Here is a 20,968-nt window from a genome sequence, read left to right as displayed (position 1 = left end):
CAGAAGGAAAGATTGGCTATAAGATATATCAAATATGCTTATAGCCGAAAAGTATAAAAAGTTTGTTTTATATGCTTTACATTACATTAACCAAGCATAGCTAAACTTCATAAAGAAAGTCTTTGAATCCTTTGTTATTTCTTCTAATTCATCGTCTTGATACCCGCTATCAGAGAAGCCAGCGAAGAACACCGTTTTTGGGTTTAATTTATAAGAATAAAGCAGTTGGGTGCTCAAACCTTTATAAGTGGCATCAACCGAGTCAATGTAATTACTTGGGTTGCGTTCAATGTCTGTTCTAATCACAGCCAGTCTTAAATAGCTATTTAAATTAAACTGATAGGTCATTCGTACATCAGTCAAATTGGCAGTGAATACATCAGCGCCATCAGCTTCTAATGTTTGATAAGTATGTCTGAATCGCAGTTCAAAGTGCTTGCCTAAATTCAGATTAATGACAGGACGTACCCTGAATTGTTCACCTAAACGGTTGTTAGCAAGGTCAACTTTATTGCCATTGCTAATATTAAGACTGGTAAACACACCAGATACCGGCTTCATTTCCATGTAGGTCCACAGGTTGTTTTCGGTAAACAAGTCTGTGTTTCCGTCAATGGCAAGACTGGCTTCGTTATGGCGAAGACCGGTGCGTTTTCTGTGTTCTACACCTGTATTAATATGACTTTGCAGTGGGCCATTGATAGAGAAGTTAGTTTGTACTTCCTTCTCTAACAACTCGTCTTTGTCGTTATGCGTAATGTCCCAATCCGTGTACCAATTAGCACGGTTCCACCAAGTGTTCTCATCGCCATACCAACGATACTCGTAACCGGCTAAAAACTTATTGAAGTCGATTTGGGACATAAAGCCTAAATCAGAACGAAGGCCTTTATCGCGGTTTTGGTAGCTGGTAAAAGCACGCCAATGTTTTTCGTTATGTTCATAATTTAATAAGTAACCTAGACCTTTAGTATCTTCTTTATTAAGCACTCGTAATGTACTTTCATTTAAATCACAGTCTGAATTGATTTCACACTCTGGCTGAGATGGCTTTTGACAGTCACCTTGTTCACCATTACAGAGTTCATCAACAAAAGCTTGTGTATAGTCGGTATCAGAAAGCAACACTTGTGCTTTAAAAATATCGTTATTGGTAAGCTTATATTTGCTGTCAAAGCTAACCACTTGGTTACTATAATCATCACTTTGCCTTGCCGTTGTCGTGGTACCGACAGATAACGCATTATTAAAGTCATAGCGGTATCTTAATGCTAAGTTCTCGCTTTTTTGGTCAAATGAAACAACGCGAGAGCCTAAGTTACCCGGGATCATCACATTTAGCTTTTCATCGTTAGCGATGAAGGCACCAACAGTATGACCTTGCTTATTACTGGTAAACTTCATGCCATAATCAGGTGCAGCAATGTTTCTAGTGTGAATAAGGTTTAAATGTGACGAGAAGTAGTCTGCATTATCTAAAAAGAAAGCCCGCTTCTCAGGGAAGAATAAACTAAAGCTATTATTAACACTTAACTGGCCTGTATCAGCTTCTACTTGAGAAAAATCAGGATTTAGAGTCGCGTTAAGTGTCATATCAGGGGTGATAGCCCACTTTACATCTAAGCTTGGCTCGACATTATCGTCATCAATCCATTCTCCAGCTTCATTACCATCAATATCACGTGTTTGTTGTTTTCCGGCAACCAGAGAGGGAATAAGTGCAAAATTGTTGCCTTGTTTGGCTTGCTCAAAGCCTGTGTATTCAGGCATTTGGCAGATCCAACAGTTATTGGCATGTTCAATTTGCATACTCGAAATACGAAGACGTTGGTCTCGTGGGTAGAACCTTAAAAACTCCATCGCCATGGTTTTTGTATCTATGCTGTCATCAAAGTTCAAAACCCTTAAAGGAATTTCAACCTCCACGTAATAGCCATCTTCATGGATGGTGCCAGCGCTATCCCAAATGCCATTCCAAGAGCTGTTTTCGCTTTTCGTTAGTTCATTTTCGATAGAGTCTTGTTGTACACCGAGCGGGTTAATAAATAATTGATAAGCACTCAAACTATTGTTGAAGGAATCAATTTTGATACCAACTAGATCATCGTTCCATGCACTATCACGGTCTCGATAGAAGGCGCGGATAAGTTCAGGGTTTGGGTCTTTTGCATCGAAAGCAATGAATAGGGATGTACCATTTTCAAATACATAAGCCGTTGTTTCAATTGGACTCGCAATGTTTTCTTGCGGCCATGTAACATTATTAATGGTTATTTTTTTAGCTTGTTGCCAAACAGCTTCGTTAAGTTTGCCATCTATTTCAGCCGTAGCGTTGATAAAAGGCAGTGATTCAGAGGCAATTGATTGACCAGAAGCAGCGAGTAATGCAGCACTGAAAATAGACAGAGAAGTTTTTAACATTATTGCGGTAATTTGTAACACCAGAAATTAGCATAAATTAAATAGCACTCGAGGTTTGTTAACAATGCATAATCGTTAGAGGCACCTTTTTTTAAGTTAAGTGTCTCGGCGTGTACCCTATATGGTGATTCTGATGAAGAATAACGAATTTATAACAAATCCTCTGTAAAACATGTTAAAACGGCGCATCGTTTTTATCAGGGATAATTTATGTCGTTAATTTTGAAGTTACTTGCCGGTATCGCCGCAGGTATTGTGGTGGGCTCATATCTACCTTTACCGCTAGTAGAGCTACTTTACACATTTAAAGTGATTGTCGGTCAATTAATTAGTTTTACCATTCCTTTAATTATCTTGTTTTTTATTGCCTCAGGTATCGCAGGTTTACCTAAAGGTGCAGGACATCTTTTAGGTAAAACAGTCGGCTTTGCTTATGGCTCAACTATTTTAGCGGGCACCTTAGCCTTCTTGTTAGTAAACGCATTTGTGCCATTTTTCGAAGGCACAACGACTTACCAAGCCGTTCAGGCAACTGAATTAAAAAGCTTCATTAATATTGAAATCCCCCCTTTGATGGGCGTAATGACTGCACTAGCAGCTGCATTCATATTTGGTATTGGTATTAGTCAACTGGCATTGAAAGACTTACAGAATGTGGTTGATCAAGGCCGTGATGTCATTGATGCTCTGCTAGCTAAAGTGATTATTCCAGCGCTTCCTTTTTATATTGCGGGTGTATTTGCTGAAATGGCGGTTGCAGGCACAGTGGCTGATACTTTAAGCACGTTTGGTATCGTTTTAGTTGCAGCGGTAGTAATGCATTGGTTGTGGTTATCTGTTTTATTCATTGGTTCGGGTATTTTGTTAAAGCGTAGCCCAATTGAATTAGTCAAAAACATGTTACCGGCTTATTTTACTGCGATTGGTACTATGTCGAGTGCGGCAACTATTCCTGTATCTTTGCGAGCGAGTAAAGCCAATGGTGTAAAAGATGAAGTTGCTAACTTCTCTGTGCCTTTATGTGCAACTATTCACCTTTCTGGCTCAACGATTACGATCGTGACTTGTGCGATGGCGGTGATGTTACTATCACCAGAGATGTCAATGCCAAGCATTACAAGTATTTTGCCATTTATCTTTATGTTAGGTGTGGTGATGATCGCAGCGCCTGGTGCACCGGGCGGCGCGGTAATGTCGGCTCTGGGTTTACTGACTTCAATGCTTGGTTTCTCAGAGGGAGCAGTTGCACTTATGATTGCACTCTACCTTGCTCAAGATAGCTTTGGTACGGCTTGTAATGTCACCGGCGATGGTGTGATTGCCTTATGGGTAAATAAGTTCTCAGAGCAGAGTAAATAATCTAACAATTATTTGTTTTGGACACCAAAAGGTCAGGAGTCACATTCTGGCCTTTTTTGGTTCTTTAGTATGGTTTTTTAACTAATACAAAAGTTTAATCGTTATTTTTTACATAATTATGTGTTAACCTCGAATTGCTATTTTTAGTGATTGCGATTACCAAATTTTCTGTGAGGGTGTGCCATTGATTAATGTGTTATTAGTTGATGATCATGAGTTAGTTAGAACCGGCATCAAGCGAATTCTCGATGATGTTCGTGGCTTTAAAGTCATCGGCGAAGCTAAAACGGGTGAAGAGGCAGTTAAATTCTGTCGTGACAATAACCCTGATATTGTATTAATGGACATGAATATGCCGGGGATTGGCGGTCTTGAGGCGACGAAAAAGATTTGTCGATACAACCCTGATATTAAGGTAATTGTATTAACGGTTCATTGTGAAGATCCGTTCCCAAGCAAAGTGATGCAAGTGGGTGCACAGGGCTACTTGACCAAAGGAACGGGCTCTGATGAAATGATCAACGCGATACGTGCTGTAAATTCAGGACAACGATATATCGCGCCTGAAATTGCTCAACAAATTGCGCTTGCGCAGTTTAGTGGTCGTAATGATGAGAACCCATTTCAGTCTTTGTCTGAACGTGAACTGCAAATCATGCTGATGATCACCAAAGGTGAAAAAGCACAAGATATTGCAGACAGACTTAACTTAAGTTCGAAAACGGTGAACAGCTATCGTTATCGAATGTTTGAAAAATTAAATGTTGGCGGTGATGTAGAGCTGACACATTTGGCCATTCGCCATAAAATGATCGATATAGACACATCGAACTAATCATTTTTAATGGCAGTATTTGATTCAAAAGCCTTTTTAAAAACATTATCTACAGAGCCTGGTGTTTACCGTATGTACGATGCGCAGCATCAGGTTATTTATGTTGGTAAGGCGAAAAATTTAAAAAAACGTGTTTCGAGTTACTTTCGTAGTAACATTCCCGACGCTAAAACCCGAGTACTGGTAAGTAACATTGCCAATATAGAGGTAACGCTCACTAATACTGAAACCGAAGCACTGCTTCTCGAAAATAATCTCATTAAACAGTATCAACCTAGATACAACATTTTGTTAAGAGACGACAAGTCTTATCCTTATATTTTCTTAAGCGGGCATAAACACCCAAGGTTGGCTTTTCACCGAGGTAGTCGAAAACAAAAAGGGGATTATTTCGGACCATATCCTAGTAGCGCCGCGGTGTCTGAAAGTTTGCGCTTAATGCAAAAGATTTTCCCTGTTCGTCAATGTGAAGACGCTTATTATCGAGCACGCAGTCGTCCGTGTCTGCAATACCAATTAAAGCGTTGTTCTGCGCCTTGTGTGGGTAAAGTCTCTGATGGTGAATACAAAGAGCAGGTTGAGCTGGTAAAACAGTTCTTGTCAGGCAAATCACACCAAGTTATCGCGACCTTAGTTGAAAAGATGGAACAGGCCAGCATGGACTTGAACTTCGAGCTCGCCGCAAAAGTGCGAGATCAAATTGCGATTTTGAGACAAATGCAAGAGCAGCAATTTGTGGCCGGCAACCTTGGTGAAATAGATATTATTGGTTTCCAGCAGCAAAACGGCATTTGTGCCATTCACTTATTAATGGTGCGAGACCATAAAGTACTGGGGAGCAAGACCTACTTCCCTAAAGTGCCTAAAGACTCGCAACAAGACGAAATTGTCACGTCATTTATTGGTCAATACTATGTAGGCGCGGGTACACAACGTCAGATCCCAAAAGAAATCGTGTTGCCTTTTGAACTACAAGAGCAAAACGAACTCATTAATGCGCTATCTCAACTGGCAGATAAAAAAGTGGAGCTAAAGGCATCGGTGCGTTCTGAACGTGCACAATATCTCGCACTTGCAAATAAAAATGCATTAAACAGCATTGTTGTAAAACAAAACGCGCAAGATTCGATTACTAAACGCTATGCGTTATTAAAAGATGCATTACAACTGAGCGATATCAATCGCATGGAATGTTTCGATATCAGTCATACCATGGGTGAAAATACCATTGCTTCATGTGTGGTATTTGATGGTAGTGGACCAAATAATAAAGAATACCGTCGCTACAACGTCACGGGGATCACACCTGGTGATGATTATGCGGCAATGGCGTTTGCTTTGAATAAACGTTATGGCAAGTTAAAAGATGAAGAAAAAATTCCAGACGTTATCTTTATTGACGGTGGTAAAGGGCAGCTTAATAAAGCAGAAGCATTTTTTGAAGATTGGCTGCACAGCAAAATGCCATTATTAGTTGGTGTTGCGAAAGGCACAAGCCGAAAGCCTGGTCTTGAGACTTTACTCATAGATGGCGGCAGACGAACCGTGAATCTTGATTCTGACTCGCCTGCTTTACATTTAATTCAGCACATACGTGACGAATCACACCGTTTTGCCATAGCTGGACATAGAAACAAACGGCAAAAACAACGAACTCAATCTCTGTTAGAAGAAATAGAAGGAGTAGGGCAGAAACGCCGACAAGCCTTGTTAAAATACTTAGGTGGTATGCAAGGTGTAAAATCGGCTACTATAGCGCAGTTAAATCAAGTGCCTGGGATCAGCCAAGATATGGCTGAAAAGATATTTAATCATTTGCATGACAAAGCCTAATTGATCATGCAACACTATAAAAAAAGATACACAAAGTAGTTATGTGGAATATTCCTAATACCTTAACAACATTTAGATTGTTACTTATCCCTGTTTTTGCAGTGGTGTTTTATTTGCCTTACTCATGGGCTTTTTTTGCTGCCGCCTTTATTTTTTGGCTAGCATCGGTAACCGATATTCTTGATGGCTACTTGGCACGAAAACTCGATCAATCAACGCCTTTTGGTGCGTTTTTAGATCCTGTTGCAGATAAAGTTATGGTCAGTGTGGCTCTCGTTGTTTTAGCCACTCACTATCAAAACATCTTTATTACTTTGGCTTCGATTATCATTATAAGCCGCGAAATTGTAATATCTGCACTGAGAGAATGGATGGCCGAGCAAGGCAAGCGTGGCAATGTGGCAGTGAGTAATATGGGTAAGTTTAAAACTGCTGCACAAATGTTAGCCATTATTGGTTTGATTTGGCAATATGCGCCTTGGATGACCATGTTAAGTTATGTCCTTTTGGCAATTGCAACACTACTAACAGTGACCTCAATGCTGGCATATTTGAATGCGGCAAAGTCTGAATTGATTAAATCTTGATATTTTACGGCTATATAGGCAGCAGTTTAGATAAAAATTGAGCAAACGGTTAAAAACATTCATTTTTTATATTGACGCATTATTAAAGATCTGTAGAATGCGTCCGTGTTGAGAGGGCAGTATGCCTCAAAACGATAAAAGAAGTGAGTGAATAACTTACTTTGGAATGCGAGTATAGCTCAGCTGGTAGAGCGCGACCTTGCCAAGGTCGAGGTCACGAGTTCGAACCTCGTTACTCGCTCCAACTTTTATATGTTGGCGGAATGGCAGAGTGGCCATGCAGCGGATTGCAAATCCGTCTACCTCGGTTCGACTCCGGGTTCCGCCTCCATTTCTCAACACTCCACATGCGTAAGCAGCCCGATGCCCGGGTGGTGGAATTGGTAGACACAAGGGATTTAAAATCCCTCGTCAGTAATGACGTGCCGGTTCAAGTCCGGCCCCGGGCACCATTGATTTTAGAATCAATTTGATGTGAGTATAACTCAGCTGTTAAAAGTTAAAGGCTCAACCTTTATCTCTTTCAGTTGAATTAAAAAGCAACATGGAACGCGAGTATAGCTCAGCTGGTAGAGCGCGACCTTGCCAAGGTCGAGGTCACGAGTTCGAACCTCGTTACTCGCTCCAATTTGATTTTATCTGCAACGCAAAACCCGATGCCCGGGTGGTGGAATTGGTAGACACAAGGGATTTAAAATCCCTCGTCAGTAATGACGTGCCGGTTCAAGTCCGGCCCCGGGCACCATTGATTTTAGAATCAATTTGATGCGAGTATAGCTCAGCTGGTAGAGCGCGACCTTGCCAAGGTCGAGGTCACGAGTTCGAACCTCGTTACTCGCTCCAAATTGGTTTTAACGTTAAAGATTTATGGAATGCGAGTATAGCTCAGCTGGTAGAGCGCGACCTTGCCAAGGTCGAGGTCACGAGTTCGAACCTCGTTACTCGCTCCAACTTATCTTTGACATTAAAAATGTTAAAAAGAATGCGAGTATAACTCAGCTGATAAAAAGAAAGGCGCGACCTTGTTTTATCTAATCTGAATTAAAAAGCATCATGGAACGCGAGTATAGCTCAGCTGGTAGAGCGCGACCTTGCCAAGGTCGAGGTCACGAGTTCGAACCTCGTTACTCGCTCCAATTTAACATTTACTCTAAATAATGTAATGAGAGCATAGCTCAACTGATAAAGGTAAAAACGCGAACTCGTTATTATCTTAGTTTAGTTAAAAACATTATGTGACGCGAGTATAGCTCAGCTGGTAGAGCGCGACCTTGCCAAGGTCGAGGTCACGAGTTCGAACCTCGTTACTCGCTCCAATTTATTTGGAATATTTAGGCGGAATGGCAGAGTGGCCATGCAGCGGATTGCAAATCCGTCTACCTCGGTTCGACTCCGGGTTCCGCCTCCATTATCGAAAGATAACTCTCCACATGCGAAAGCAGCCCGATGCCCGGGTGGTGGAATTGGTAGACACAAGGGATTTAAAATCCCTCGTCAGTAATGACGTGCCGGTTCAAGTCCGGCCCCGGGCACCATTTATTTTCTAAACTTCTGTTGTTTAATCCTGATAATTTCTAATTTCTAATTTCTAATTTCTAATTTCTAATTTCTAATTTCTAATTTCTAATTTCTAATTTCTAATTTAATCTCTATCGCATTTTAGGCAATAAAAAAGGCGCTTAACGCACCTTTTAAATTTATTTAAAGTCATCAATTATTCAGCGTCAGCCATAATGCCCCAGCCATCGCCATAGCCTTCATGTGAATTGGCAATGCTTTCTAGGTATTGTTCAGTTTGGCTTAGAAGCTGATGATCTGGCACCATTTCAACCGTTGTTACAACTTCCCATACACCAGTGTCTTTACACTTTTGTAGTTCGGTCTTTGGCGCAAGCTCATCTTCAGAAATTGCTTTGGCAAAAGACTCAGCTTGATCTTTTTGTTCAAATAAAATGAAAAAGTCGACCATGTGCATTTGGTTTAAGTTAATGCCTTCAGCAGCCATTTCAGCTAATAATTGGCCGTTATCGTCATCAGGAAATTGCATAGTTTTACCCAGTATTTTTAACTGGGTGTATTGTCGGTGAAATTAGCAAAAATAAAAAGCTTTAAAGCGAGATTTATTGTTCATCTATTGTTGATTTGAAATATGCTACACTGGCGCTTCGGTATGGGAGGGAAGTATTTGAAACTGTTTGCGATTGTTGTTATTTGTTGGTGTTTAACTTTTTCTTTATCAACACAGGCTGAAACCCAATGGCAAGTTGAGGCCATTGAATTTGGCGAAATGCCAGATGAGCTGAGTAAAAATATCAATGGCACGTTGAAGCCGTTACTCAATCAACCTTTTACACAGTCGTTAGAAAGCAAATTACTTTCTCAGACCGAGCGAGCTTTACAGGCGCTTGGCTATTATCAAGCAAATATCACCTTATCTCGTGTAGAGCAAAGCAGTAGGCTCAAAATAGATGCAGAGGTTGGTGAGCCTATACGCTGGAAGTCGATCCAAATTGAAATAAAAGGCGAGGCCAATAAAGACTCATTTTTGCAAAAAGTGTTGTCTGGCATTCCTATTGAAGCCAATGACATAGTTAATCATGACAATTATGAGCAGACAAAAAGTGTGCTTGAATCAAGCCTGATCTCGAAAGGGTATTTTGATTTTAAATGGCTTAGTCATCGCCTAGAAATTCATAAACAAAAAAACTTTGCGGTAGCTAAACTAAAACTAGACTCGGGTAATCGTTATCGTTTTGGCAAAGTTGAAGTGAGTAGGCAAAGTTTGGCGAAAAAATATATTCAATCTCTCGCACCATTTGATGAAAACACCTTATACGATGAAACTTTACTGTCTGAATATAACCTAGCACTCAATAAAACCCCGTATTTCAGCGCCATTAAAGTGTATCCACAATTACAAAACCGCAAGAATAATCTAGTGCCTATTCGCATTGAGGTGGTCGATAAGCCTGCCAATACGTTCGAAGTGGGGGGCGGTTTTAGTACAGAGATAGGGGCAAAAGCGCGATTTAAGTGGTCAAAGCCTTGGATCACCGAAGACGGTCACTTTTTTGATGGCAATTTATTTGTTGCTGAAAAACAACAGCGTGTCACAGGCAGCTATAGTATTCCGGTGAGTAACCCAAACGATGACTTATGGCGAGTGACAACAGGTTATGCCCTTGAGGATGAACTGACAGAGGGCGTTGACAGTAAAATCTGGAACGTACAGTTACAACGCCAATGGTTAACGAGTAGTAATTGGGTACGCACTGCATTCATTAAAAGAGAACACGAAACAACAACTCAAGCTGGCGTAACCGATAAAACAGAGATGTTAATACCAGGTATTAGCTATGCCAAAAAGCAAGCGGTTGGCGGTGTTACGCCTTCGTGGGGGCAACAGACTTTGATCTCATTAGAGTTTGCCAGCGATGATTTAATCTCTTCTACGACTTTGTTTAAAGCACAGTGGGAACAAGCTTGGCTGAGAAAGTTTGCACTTAAGCATTGGTTTATTGCAAGGCTAGATGCGGGTGCCATTGTCACTGACGATATTAACGAAGTGCCATTTAACTTGCGATTTTTTGCTGGGGGCGATCAGAGTATTCGCGGTTTTGCCTATCAATCAGTCGCGCCTTTTGAAGAGGGCAAAATTGTCGGTGGTAAATACCTTGCAACGGCTTCGGTAGAATATAACTATCAATTTATGCCGAATTGGCGACTGGCTTTGTTTGTTGATTCGGGCACTGCAACCAATGACTTCTCTGAATCATGGGCCGTGGGTGCGGGTTTCGGTATTCGTTATATTACGCCTGTTGGGCCTGTTCGGTTAGATCACGCCTGGGGGCTTAGTAAAGAAAGTAAAAGCACACGTCTAAGTATTATTATTGGGCCGGAGATTTAATGCGCTTACACCCTATAACAAAAAGAATTCTAAATATTGGTTTAGGCACGCAGGTTTTTCTATTTTGCATAGTGTTTACCAGTGTTGGACATCAAAGCCTTCTATGGGTTTTGAATAAGTCGGTCGATGGCTTAAATATTAAACTCGAGCAAGGTCGTTTACTCGCAGGTGAAAGACTCGATGTCACTTGGCGCAGCGAGGGGCTTAATTTATCGCTGAGCAATTTTAGGCCGCAGCTCAATTGGTTTACCTGTGCAACTGTTTGCATCGAAATAACCGCTGACAGGGTCGATGTAAAACTTGCCAATGCGCCTACAGAAAAAGTCACTGAAGAAATCGCAGCCGAAAGCTTAGACGAAACAAAAATTGAGCAGGACGCAGAGTCAGAAGATGCGTTTACATTACCCGTGAATATCGCCATCGCTAAGTTAAATGTGGCTAATATCAAGTTTCAGCAAGGCGACTTAAAAGTTCAAATATCGGACATAAAATCATCAGCTCAATTATTCGACGCTGCAGCAAGGTTGCATGATACTTCAATAAAGCGCATTCATATTACTGATGAAAGAGAAAAAGAAACGCAAAGCCAAGCGCTTACTGAGTTGGCGGCCTTGCCTGCTATTGTTTTGCCAGAAGGTCTCGATGTTCGAGTATCACAACTGGCTCTGGGGTCTTTTGAGTACGAAACGCCAACTGGCTCGCAACACATTAAACACTTTAATGTCGCGGCAAACATTACCTCTCAACAACTTGAGTGGCAAAATCTATACTTAGAATATCAGCAGTTCGTTTTACGCAGTTTTGGTGAGCTGAAAGCCGAAGCTATCAAGCAGCCATTAGCGTCAATAAAATCAATTACTACGCTGACCACAGAAGAAGAACTCGTCAGGTTACATTTAAGTGGCAACTTTTCAGATTTAAATATTGATTTAAAGGCCGAAGGTCAACATCAGGCTGCCGTGTTAGGTAATCTAAATCTTAACCAAACAAACTGGCCGTTTGATGTATCGGCGCAGGTCAACAATCTTCCTTTTTCGTACAAAATTCGCGGACAAGACTACGATGCCTTGATGGAACAGGCTCGAGTTCAGCTCATAGGTAATGCCGATGATTATCAGTTGAAGCTTGATGTCATTGCCGAGCAAAAAGAGCTTACAGAGCTTAGTGCAAAAGTGTCGGGAAAAGGCAGTTTAACGGCAATTTCAGAGCTTGCTGGTCGTTTGAACGCGTCAGAAGGCAGCGCCAATTTGACCGGCAAGCTGGCGTGGGCCGAGGGCGTTGATGCGCAATTACGCTTAGTGATGGACGCGTTGCCGCTGTTTTTTATCGACCAGCAGTCAGTGTTAAACGGCTCAATGAGTGTGTTGGCTAAACAGCAAACTGAGGGGTGGCAAATTGATATCCCCGATGTTGATGTCGATGGCAAACTTACAGAGCTTCCTTTAGCACTCGATGCTAGTTTTAGACTGAACGAACAGCTGTTTGGTCAAGTCGATAAGCTAAACATGCAACTCGGCTCGAGCAATTTGCAGTTGTCGGGCTCACTGCAACAAGCGCTAGATTTATCTGGGCGCTTTGCTATTTCACATAATAACTTTTCACACAACAGCCGTTCACAAAATGCGAAAGCGTTACTGCCTTTTGATGTTGACGCGCAAGGCGAGTTGCAGATTAAAGGGGACCATAATCAACCTAAAATCAGCTTTAACTCAACGATTTCAAAGTTCGAAAATAACGACATTAGCCTCAAAGGGGGCAAGCTCGATACCAGCGTTGATTTGGCCAATAACTGGCAAACAGAGACTTTATTATCCATTGAGCAACTCGCAGTCCTAAAACATCAACTAAGTCATATCGAGTTGCGTTTCACGGGCAATCAAACTGCACATCGCGCTCAGTTATCAAGTCGCGGAGACGTAAAGGCAGAGCTAGATATTCTAGGTGGTATAAACGCACAAGCCTGGCAGGGCGAAATCGCATCAGGGCAAATTATTTATAAGCAACTTGAGACAAGTTTAAAGCATCATTCAAAGCTGAAATATGCCAGTGCGCAGCAATGGCAAACCGGTAAAATATGTGGTGAGTTAAATCAGTCACCTTGGTGTTTGCAAGCCGAGCAAAAAGGTAAGCAAGGGCAGTTTGATATGAACATCCAAGGCTTTGATTTAGCATCACTACAAACCTTTTTACCTGAACAGCTGAAACTAGATGGTAAAACCAGCATCAATTCAGCACTGTCATGGCGAGATAAAAAGCTCAGTGCGATCAATACAAAAGCGACTTTGCAAAATGTTGCTGTCGCCCTCACCGAAGCGAATACTGAAACCCTTAGCGATGTTCAAAGTGAGGCAATAGTTCCGATTGAACAAATCGAGATTAACCTTAGCGGAGATAGCCAAGCTATTTTAGGACGCTGGCAACTCGCCTCGTCATTATTAGGTGATGTATCTGGTGAAGTGGCTGCACAAGTACAAGACAATCAATTGTATTCACCAACTGCCCATGTTGAACTCCATGCATTGGCTTTGAAACCAATTGGCGAATTGGCAAATCGCTTTTTACCGCAACCAATTAGTCTTGACGGGCAGTTATCTTCAACACTGGCCTTATCGGGAGATATAAAACAACCCAATGTCGTGGGTGAGATAAACTTATCTTCATTAGGCATAGAACAGTCAGCACTGCCAATCAGTTTTGCCGACTCTTCATTGAAACTCGATTTGAATGGCCAAACAGCCAGTTTAAATGGCGCATTAAATACCAATGAAAATGGCGTACTCAATCTTGTTGGTAAGCTCGATTGGCAACAGCAATTAAGTGCTGACGTATCTGTGTCTGGCGAGCAAATAAGAGTCAGTCCGCAACAAGATATGAGCTTCGCCATCTCTCCAGACTTGTCTTTAAAGTTTAAAGATGCGCACTTGTCGTTAATGGGGCGTGTTGATATACCACAAGGTCGCATTAAAATTTCGCAACTGCCTGAACAAGTGACTACGGTTTCTGATGATCAGGTTATTGTTGATGCACAAGTTCAAGCGCAGGGCAGTCTTCCGTTTTCCTATACTCTTGATTTAGATGTCGCGCTTAAAGACGATTTTAGAGTGTATGCTTTCGGCCTCGATAGCTATGTATTTGGCCAGATCAGCTTAGATAAAACACCGAGCACGCCATTACTAGCCAGTGGGGAGTTTGGTTTGCGAGAAGGGGTATATAAAGCACTTGGTCAAGACTTACTCATTCAACAAGGTCAAGTTGGCTTTAATGGGCCGTTATCGCGTCCTTATTTGAATGTAAAAGCAATACGTAACCCAGAAGTGACCGCCGATGATGTTATTGCTGGTATCGAATTAACGGGCAGTGCGAGTAATCCTAGTTTGAATATATTTTCGCAACCGGCCATGGACCAAGCCCATGCGTTATCGTATTTATTAAATGGCCAGCCGCTCGATAAAAGTGAAAACAATAACAACGCTCTACTGTCTCAGATGCTGCTCGCACAGAGTATTAATTTTAGTGAAAGCTTTATTAATAAAGCGGGTAAAAAAATCGGCATTGAAGATGTCAGCGTGAGTGCTAAAGGCAGTGGTGATGACACGCAAGTTGAATTATCAGGCTATATAACGCCTAGCGTGCAAGTAAGTTATCGCGTAGGGGTGTTCGAAGCCATGAATGAAATTGCCATTCGTTACAGGGTGTTCACAAAATTATACATTGAAGCAACAAGTGGTTTATACGATAGTATAGACTTGCTATATCAATTTGATTGGGATCCTGAATGAAGTCTTGGATTATTGCCCTCTGTTTAAATGCCTGTTTTTGTTTCTCTGCGTGTGCGGAACAAACAGTGCGTATCACTTCTGGGGCTGATCCTTATGTCATTGAATTGTTGAAGCATACCCTAAGTTATCAAAGAGAAGTGCATACGCTAGACTTTGTTGAAAATATCCCAACTCAAAATCGCGCGATCCGTTTACTCGGTGACAAAAATGGCATTGACGTATTCTGGTCTGTCACCTCTGATGAGAGAGAAAAACAAGCGTTAGCTGTGAGAGTACCAATTGTAAAAGGGGTGTTAGGTTACCGTCTTGGAGTAATTAAAAAGTCTCGTTTAGACTATTTTGCAAAATTAAAAACGGACGGTGAGCTACGAGGTTTAAGGTACGGTCTTCGAACTGACTGGCCTGATAGCGTCATTTTCAAAGACAATGACTTTAATGTTTTAGAGTATTCCCAAGAAAATGCGGGTTATGAATTACTCGAAGCCTCACGTATTGATGTATTGCCTATCGATGCCTTATATGCCAATGATATTACTGATATGACAGGCTTAGCGATCGATCCGGCTCATGTATATTATTATCCTTCAGCTGTTTATTTTTTCGTAAATAAACATAACAAAGCTTTGTATCAAAAGCTCAAGTCAGGCTTAGATAAAGCCATTGAAGACGGTTCATTTGATACTTTATTTAATCGCCACTTCGAAAGCGAGTTAGCTGAATTAGCATTAGACAAGCGACAAAAAATTACTCTCGTAAATACTTTACTCCCTGCCAGTGCTCCTATTCATACAAAAAAATACTGGTATAACCATAATCAAGGAAAATAAACAAATGCTTTTACGCGCTTTTGGCCTAACAGCTTGTGTATTGCTCGCTGGTTGCAGCAGCACGCAAAATACTGAATCAGCACCAAACAAATCTGAAGTTCGTTCACCAAGTACCATTATTAGCTCAGCGTCAGCCGATGTGTGGCAGCAAGTAAACAACGATGATGTATTAAGAATTGATTTACCAACAGGCCGCGTTTATGTGCAGCTTAACCCGCAACTTGCACCGGGGCATGTCGATAATATTAAAAAACTCGCGCGTGAAGGCTTTTATGATGGCTTAAACGTGTACCGTTTTGTTGAAAGCTTTGTAGCACAAGGCGGCGATCAGTCCGGTGAAAAACAGCCAACGCAAGGCAGCAAAGGCATTGCGGGCGAAATGTTCTTAACCACAGAAAGCCCACTTGAGATCACTCCAATTAATGCGGTTGACGGCTATGCTGATAAAACCGGTTTTTTGAATGGTTTTGCAGTGGCGCAAAACAGCGATGGCAAAAAGACTTGGATGACCCATTGCACGGGCACATTCGCAATGGCAAGAAGTAATGAAATCGACAGTGGCGGTACAGAGTTTTATATCACTTTAGCGCCGCAGCGTTATCTTGATAAAAACACCACGGTATTTGGTCGAGTGCTTGAAGGTATGGAGCATGCACAGCGTTTATTACGTACACCTGTAGAAGGGCAGCCGTTTAACCCAATCAGCCAAGTGCGTGTGTTAAGTGATATTGCGGGTGAAGATAACAGTGCTTTTACGGTATTTGATACCAGCTCAGAAGATTTTAAAGAGTTGATTGAATCTCGTAAAAATCGCCCAAGTGAGTGGTTCATTGATAAGCCAAATCACACAGACGTTTGCTCGGTATCTATCCCGACCAAACGCCTGAATTAAAAGCAAATGTTTACTGACGGTTTGTACGAATGTTATAAGCCGTCTTATCGCTTTCACTGCTGCGGTAAGGGTTAATGTCTAATCCACCACGTCTTGTATAGCGCGCATATACCTCTAGCTTGCTCGGCTTTAATTCACGCATTAAGTCACAGTAAATTCGCTCCACACACTGCTCATGAAACTCATTGTGATCTCTAAAAGAAATAAAATACTTAAGCAGTGATTCTTTGCACACAGGCTTGCCCGTGTAACTTATCACAATACTTGCCCAGTCAGGCTGAGAAGTAATTAAACAGTTCGACTTAAGTAAGTGGCTATGCAGTGTTTCAGTCACTTCATTGCCATCTTTTACCACGATTAAGCCTTCTTGCGGACTGTAGGTATCAACCTCAATATCAAGCTCATCAATACACTCGCCCGGCATGGCCGTGAATGGAATACAGTCAAAGTCATCAGCTTTGAATAACGTCACGTCGACGTCAGTCTGAGCAGCTTTGCTTAAATCATTGGTCAAAATAGTTTGTACTTCGTCAAAGCTGGCAAACTTAGTTTGGTTAAAACTATTTAAATACAGCTTGAACGACTTTGACTCAATAATATGCGAGCATTGGCATGGGAACACAAACGTCGCCACCGCCACTTGTGGCTTACCTTTGCTATTCAGCCAAGATAGCTCATAGCCAGTCCAAGTATCTTCCCCTTTAAATGGCAAGTTCTGCTCATCTACCGCAATTTGGTCGCGGTTTAGCTTTCTTGCAATTGGGAATAATAAACTTGCATCGTATTGTGATGCGTACTCGGTCGTTTTACCTAACACTGACTCTTTCAGCTCAGGTGCATTGTTGTAATCTGTCATGTTTCACCAATAGTGGTTACAATGGCGCGTATTATAGCGTATCGCACACAGGTTAACAGTATGACAATTAAGCCGCTTTTATCAGAGCTTCACGACAAGTTTAAATCTCACTATCAGCAACAACATGGCACTTTACCGTGCATGTATCACGATGCTGACTGGCCAAGCCCATGCGAAGTTGGCGAAGTGCTAAGCGAGCAACAAATTCAGTGGCAAGCAGTGCCACAGCCAGCAAAAAATAGCCTAAGTGATTTAGCAAGCGCGTTAGAGTGTCGTTTTCCTGAGGCGTTGAATGAGTTCTACAGCAGCTTTTATGCAGGCAACATCATTGGCAACGTAGAAGGCCACCAAATCGAGTTATTACAAGCGTGGAATGAAGATGACTTTGTGCGTTTACAGCAAAACATCACAGGCCATGTATTGATGAAGCGTAAGCTCAAACATGCAGATACGGTGTTTATTGGGTTAACCGAGCAAGATGATTTGTTGATCACCGTTGAACTTGAGACTGGCAAAGTCTGGTTAGAGTATGTCGGCAAAAGGCCACACCATGTTTTGGCTGATAGTCTGGAAGCATTTTTGCAAGCGGTTGAGTTTTAATACTCATACCTTAATCAATACAAAAGCGCTCATTTAAACATTCTGAGCGCTTTTTTATTTTTAGCGAACGATCACTGAAAATCCCAAGAGATATTCGAAACCAGCTCACAGCTGTCACAGCGAAAATCAAATAAACCAAACCAAGGTTCATCTAACTTCCAATCACCGCCACAGCTTGGGCATTTACGTGTTTGCTCAGCTGCTAGGTTTTCACCACCTACGCGATACAAATAGTAATACACAGGCTTTTTGGTGAGATAGCGAATACGTTTAGACAAGTCCATACCCCGGCGGAATAAATCACTTTCGGTGCTAGAGATCTCTTCTAACGCCGCAAATTCACAGCGGGTGGCACCGTTGATCTGAATCTGATCGCATGCCTGCCAATCCTCTTGCCACTTAATTAAGGCCTTGTAATCGCCATTGGCAATGGCTGGAATTTTATAAAGTGGCACAGGCTGAAAGTCATCGCCGCAATAAAGCGGGCTGCACGTATGCACATAGGTGGTATATAAAATATAAGAAGACGGAGCGTCGCACAGGTCGGCGCCATTGGCATGAATATCCTGACCGATCACCTTTACTTTCGGTGCCAACAAGCCTGCATCTTGTAAAAGCTCAATGGCCTTTTTTACAAACGGGCTGTGATTAAGTGGGTGTAGCGCATCCTCAAGCGGGCACATAACACGGGTAATAAAGTAGCCGTCTTTTAATACGGTCGGAAACTCATCCCCGATGATCTGTCCGTTAAAACGTAGGGCATTCACCACGCGATTAATGGCGCGCTCAGCATCATCTAGGGTGGTGTCTTGGTAACAATCAAAAGTTAAATCTACAACGAACATAATTAGTTATCTTTTTCTAATAGCGCGAGTAAGCGGTCAAGTTTTTGTTCAATGCGGTCAAGTTTTTGTTCAATGCGGTCAAGCTGACTTTGCTCCGTAGCCTTGGCTTTTGGGGCTGCTGCAGGCTGAGTGTTGATGCAATTTGGATCATTTTTGTAGGCGGTCAACCCAGCAATAACCAAAGGCATAGGTACTGGCTCTGATAATTTAGATTTAGTTAAAGCCACAGTCGGGGTTTTGTTTTCAGCGACTAAGGCTGCAATAGCAGAATGAACAGCGGGATGCATGCGTTTTACTCAACAAAATAAAACGCATTCTAGCATAAATCTTTAAAGCGCATAGCTGTGCGCTCTACCATACTAAACGATTTGTTTTACATAATGCACAGTGATCGATTCGTTCTCTCAATGCCTATGTAGATAACGAGGGACTATATTGTACTGATGACATTAACTTGTCTTTTTGCTTAAAAAACACTCAGTAACTATAGTTGACTAAGTTTTCTAGTAAAAATTAGGTAACAGGAAAAATAATGAAAATAGTAGAAGCAGATCAACTGAGCCTAAAGTATTTGGAGCCGGAAGAAATAAACATTGCAGCAAGCCTTCTGTTTCAAGCTTATCAGAGTGATGAATTACTAAAGCAGGTGTTAAATGCAGATTCTGATGACGACTTTGCTAAAAAGTTACGCGCACTTATTCGCGAAGAGTTACAGACTTTTTCGCAAAGTGGTCAAGCCATGTTAGGCGCGTTTATAGACAAACAACTAGTTGGCGTTGCATGTGCAATCGCGACCAATGGACCTTTGTCTGCACAACGTTTTTGGCATTGGCGTTTAAAACTCATGCTCAGCGCAGGGTATGTTCAAACCAAGCAATTGGTCGCCAAAGAGCAAGCGATAAGAGCGGCTTTGGAGCAATATGGCGAATGTTTTTATTTGTCATTAATTGCCATTCACCCGAATGCGCAGGGACAAGGCCTTGGTCATTATTTATTGAATGGCGTTGAACAGCTTCATCTAGCCGAAGAAGAGATCACTGGCGTAGCAGTTTTCATTACGCAAACAGCGCAAAAAACCTTTTTCTTAAAGCACCAATATGAGGTGATTGAGCAAATGACCTTCGGCGAAGTGTCGGGTGAGCTGATGTATAAAAAATTAAACACGGACGGATCGGAAAATTAGTTGTGAGACATTTCCCACATAGTTGTGGGTTTTGGTGTTTTAAGACCTTCGTTTTGACTATGTTTTTTTGTTAAGTGTTTGAAAATAATTAACTTATCTATTTTTAAAATAAAATGACAATAAATAAATTGCCGTAAGTCGCTTTAGCAATCGGCAAATAACCGTAAACTTAATCATGTCAGGAAGGCAAAGGGATAGGAAAAACGGAATAAGCACAAGGTTATGGATTAGTGCTAGGGCAAGAAGCTCAACAGGATACTCAGGATAAGGTGTAACGGAGTTGCACACAGGAATAGGATACACACAGGAGTGTGAGGACAGCCCAAAGAAGGGTGAAGCGGAAACCAGGATGGTTTAAGGTGTTAGGATAACACCTAGGATGAGGATGGAGTACAAGGTGTACTAGGAGCGCATAGGATTTTGCGAAGTGGATTTAGGATAGTAGGAACACAGGATGTGTATAGGATTTTAAATGGAGTTTTGGTTGTCGATGGAAGACGACCATTCAGCGGAAGATAAAACAGGATATAGGCTTTGGAAGCTCTCATGGATGTTGTCAACTCTAGGCGCGACTTATGTTGCGCCTTAGTTCTTTCTGGCGTTTGGCTTTTTCTGCTACACCGACTTTATGTCGGGTTTCTCACCTCAAATGACTTTTTCTGTAGTTCAGACTTATCGTGCAAAATATACGCTGCGGAGCAAGGTTACTTTTGCGCAATATGAAATGAGCAATTTTAACCGCTTTTGTTAGGTTGTCATTTATGGCGACACTTTGAGTTTTGGCTTTGTGCTTTGTCGGGCTAAAGCCTCGACCTACATTTAATGCAGGCACTGTTGTAGGCGCGATTTTATATCGCGCTTTTAATGTCGTCTTTTGAAGCAGGCCTTCAATTTTACACTTTGTCGCGTTGGCCACTCTTTTGTAGATACCATCTCTCCTAACCAGTCTCAAGTTTGATTTAAACAACTTGAGACTGATATTCAGTTTGATTCTTCACAACACCAAAGCAGATATGAGCAAGCTTTCTCATAGCTGCACCGATA

The 20,968-nt window shown here is 41.7% G+C and carries 15 protein-coding genes and 11 tRNA genes; 21 read left to right on the top strand and 5 right to left on the bottom strand.

All coding sequences use genetic code 11. From position 1 onward, the window contains the following. Window positions 1–81 precede the first annotated feature (81 nt). A complete protein-coding gene (locus AAEU28_RS04345) occupies window positions 82–2,421 on the bottom strand; it encodes a DUF5916 domain-containing protein (protein ID WP_421963108.1) in 2,340 nt (779 codons plus the stop codon). A gap of 210 nt (window positions 2,422–2,631) precedes the next feature. Here AAEU28_RS04345 and AAEU28_RS04340 point away from each other — a divergent pair, with 210 nt between their 5' ends. From AAEU28_RS04340 to AAEU28_RS04270, 15 genes are all read left to right on the top strand, one after another. Continuing rightward, the gene (locus AAEU28_RS04340) at window positions 2,632–3,780 is read left to right on the top strand and encodes a dicarboxylate/amino acid:cation symporter (RefSeq protein ID WP_138478035.1); all 1,149 of its coding nucleotides are present in this window, start codon (window positions 2,632–2,634) and stop codon (window positions 3,778–3,780) included. A gap of 184 nt (window positions 3,781–3,964) precedes the next feature. Continuing rightward, a complete protein-coding gene (gene uvrY, locus AAEU28_RS04335; protein WP_058030543.1) occupies window positions 3,965–4,615 on the top strand; it encodes a UvrY/SirA/GacA family response regulator transcription factor in 651 nt (216 codons plus the stop codon). Between the two features lie 9 nt (window positions 4,616–4,624). Continuing rightward, entirely contained in the window at window positions 4,625–6,448 is a 1,824-nt protein-coding gene (uvrC, locus tag AAEU28_RS04330) for an excinuclease ABC subunit UvrC (protein ID WP_421963107.1), read from the top strand. Between the two features lie 41 nt (window positions 6,449–6,489). After that, window positions 6,490–7,035 (top strand): CDP-diacylglycerol--glycerol-3-phosphate 3-phosphatidyltransferase, encoded by a 546-nt coding sequence (gene pgsA / locus AAEU28_RS04325; RefSeq protein ID WP_421963106.1) that lies wholly within the window; start codon window positions 6,490–6,492, stop codon window positions 7,033–7,035. Window positions 7,036–7,203: 168 nt separating this feature from the next. After that, a tRNA-Gly gene (locus AAEU28_RS04320) sits at window positions 7,204–7,279 on the top strand. A gap of 13 nt (window positions 7,280–7,292) precedes the next feature. Then, window positions 7,293–7,366 (top strand) — tRNA-Cys (locus tag AAEU28_RS04315). A gap of 34 nt (window positions 7,367–7,400) precedes the next feature. Then, a tRNA-Leu gene (locus AAEU28_RS04310) sits at window positions 7,401–7,487 on the top strand. Between the two features lie 99 nt (window positions 7,488–7,586). Beyond that, window positions 7,587–7,662 (top strand) — tRNA-Gly (locus AAEU28_RS04305). A gap of 31 nt (window positions 7,663–7,693) precedes the next feature. Next, window positions 7,694–7,780: transfer RNA gene (locus tag AAEU28_RS04300), tRNA-Leu, on the top strand. Window positions 7,781–7,802: 22 nt separating this feature from the next. Beyond that, window positions 7,803–7,878, top strand: a tRNA-Gly gene (locus AAEU28_RS04295). A 31-nt stretch (window positions 7,879–7,909) separates the two neighbouring features. Further along, window positions 7,910–7,985, top strand: a tRNA-Gly gene (locus AAEU28_RS04290). A gap of 110 nt (window positions 7,986–8,095) precedes the next feature. Then, a tRNA-Gly gene (locus tag AAEU28_RS04285) sits at window positions 8,096–8,171 on the top strand. Between the two features lie 104 nt (window positions 8,172–8,275). After that, window positions 8,276–8,351: transfer RNA gene (locus AAEU28_RS04280), tRNA-Gly, on the top strand. A gap of 18 nt (window positions 8,352–8,369) precedes the next feature. Continuing rightward, a tRNA-Cys gene (locus AAEU28_RS04275) sits at window positions 8,370–8,443 on the top strand. A gap of 40 nt (window positions 8,444–8,483) precedes the next feature. Further along, window positions 8,484–8,570 (top strand) — tRNA-Leu (locus AAEU28_RS04270). 179 nt (window positions 8,571–8,749) lie between these two features. On the opposite strand, the gene AAEU28_RS04265 is transcribed toward AAEU28_RS04270, so the two are convergent. Further along, window positions 8,750–9,082, bottom strand: a complete 333-nt coding sequence (locus AAEU28_RS04265) for a ribonuclease E inhibitor RraB (RefSeq protein WP_421963105.1) — start codon at window positions 9,080–9,082, stop codon at window positions 8,750–8,752. 138 nt (window positions 9,083–9,220) lie between these two features. Between AAEU28_RS04265 and AAEU28_RS04260 the strand changes: the two genes are divergently transcribed. The 4 genes from AAEU28_RS04260 to AAEU28_RS04245 are packed head-to-tail and all read left to right on the top strand — an operon-like array spanning window position 9,221 to window position 16,440. Beyond that, window positions 9,221–10,942 (top strand): autotransporter assembly complex protein TamA, encoded by a 1,722-nt coding sequence (locus AAEU28_RS04260; RefSeq protein ID WP_421963104.1) that lies wholly within the window; start codon window positions 9,221–9,223, stop codon window positions 10,940–10,942. Continuing rightward, window positions 10,942–14,721, top strand: coding sequence for a translocation/assembly module TamB domain-containing protein (locus AAEU28_RS04255; protein WP_421963103.1), 3,780 nt, complete (start codon window positions 10,942–10,944; stop codon window positions 14,719–14,721). Before AAEU28_RS04260 ends, AAEU28_RS04255 begins: the two co-directional genes overlap by 1 nt. Beyond that, window positions 14,718–15,548 (top strand): substrate-binding periplasmic protein, encoded by an 831-nt coding sequence (locus AAEU28_RS04250; protein ID WP_421963102.1) that lies wholly within the window; start codon window positions 14,718–14,720, stop codon window positions 15,546–15,548. The genes AAEU28_RS04255 and AAEU28_RS04250 overlap by 4 nt, the downstream gene beginning before the upstream one ends. Window positions 15,549–15,552: 4 nt before the next feature. Then, the gene (locus AAEU28_RS04245; protein ID WP_421963101.1) at window positions 15,553–16,440 is read left to right on the top strand and encodes a peptidylprolyl isomerase; all 888 of its coding nucleotides are present in this window, start codon (window positions 15,553–15,555) and stop codon (window positions 16,438–16,440) included. 10 nt (window positions 16,441–16,450) lie between these two features. Here AAEU28_RS04245 and queF read toward each other — a convergent pair whose 3' ends face one another. After that, the gene (gene queF, locus AAEU28_RS04240) at window positions 16,451–17,296 is read right to left on the bottom strand and encodes an NADPH-dependent 7-cyano-7-deazaguanine reductase QueF (RefSeq protein ID WP_421963100.1); all 846 of its coding nucleotides are present in this window, start codon (window positions 17,294–17,296) and stop codon (window positions 16,451–16,453) included. A 60-nt stretch (window positions 17,297–17,356) separates the two neighbouring features. Between queF and syd the strand changes: the two genes are divergently transcribed. Continuing rightward, window positions 17,357–17,896 carry a SecY-interacting protein gene (syd, locus tag AAEU28_RS04235; protein ID WP_421963476.1) on the top strand — a complete coding sequence of 180 codons (540 nt, stop codon included), beginning with the start codon at window positions 17,357–17,359 and terminating at the stop codon, window positions 17,894–17,896. 71 nt (window positions 17,897–17,967) lie between these two features. Here the strand turns inward: syd and AAEU28_RS04230 are convergent, their stop codons facing one another. Continuing rightward, on the bottom strand, window positions 17,968–18,741 hold the full coding sequence (locus AAEU28_RS04230) for a Zn-ribbon-containing protein (protein WP_421963099.1): 774 nt from the start codon (window positions 18,739–18,741) through the stop codon (window positions 17,968–17,970). 2 nt (window positions 18,742–18,743) lie between these two features. Next, complete coding sequence (locus AAEU28_RS04225) at window positions 18,744–19,028, bottom strand: hypothetical protein (protein ID WP_421963098.1); 285 nt, start codon at window positions 19,026–19,028, stop codon at window positions 18,744–18,746. A gap of 245 nt (window positions 19,029–19,273) precedes the next feature. On the opposite strand from AAEU28_RS04225, the gene AAEU28_RS04220 reads away from it, so the two are divergent. Then, the gene (locus tag AAEU28_RS04220; RefSeq protein ID WP_421963097.1) at window positions 19,274–19,924 is read left to right on the top strand and encodes a GNAT family N-acetyltransferase; all 651 of its coding nucleotides are present in this window, start codon (window positions 19,274–19,276) and stop codon (window positions 19,922–19,924) included. Window positions 19,925–20,968: the final 1,044 nt, after the last annotated feature.

The organism is Pseudoalteromonas sp. SS15 (genome assembly GCF_049257195.1).
Taxonomy (GTDB): domain Bacteria; phylum Pseudomonadota; class Gammaproteobacteria; order Enterobacterales; family Alteromonadaceae; genus Pseudoalteromonas.
The sequence above is the reverse complement of the archived record's forward strand: the minus strand, read 5'-3'. Positions and strand labels throughout refer to the sequence as shown.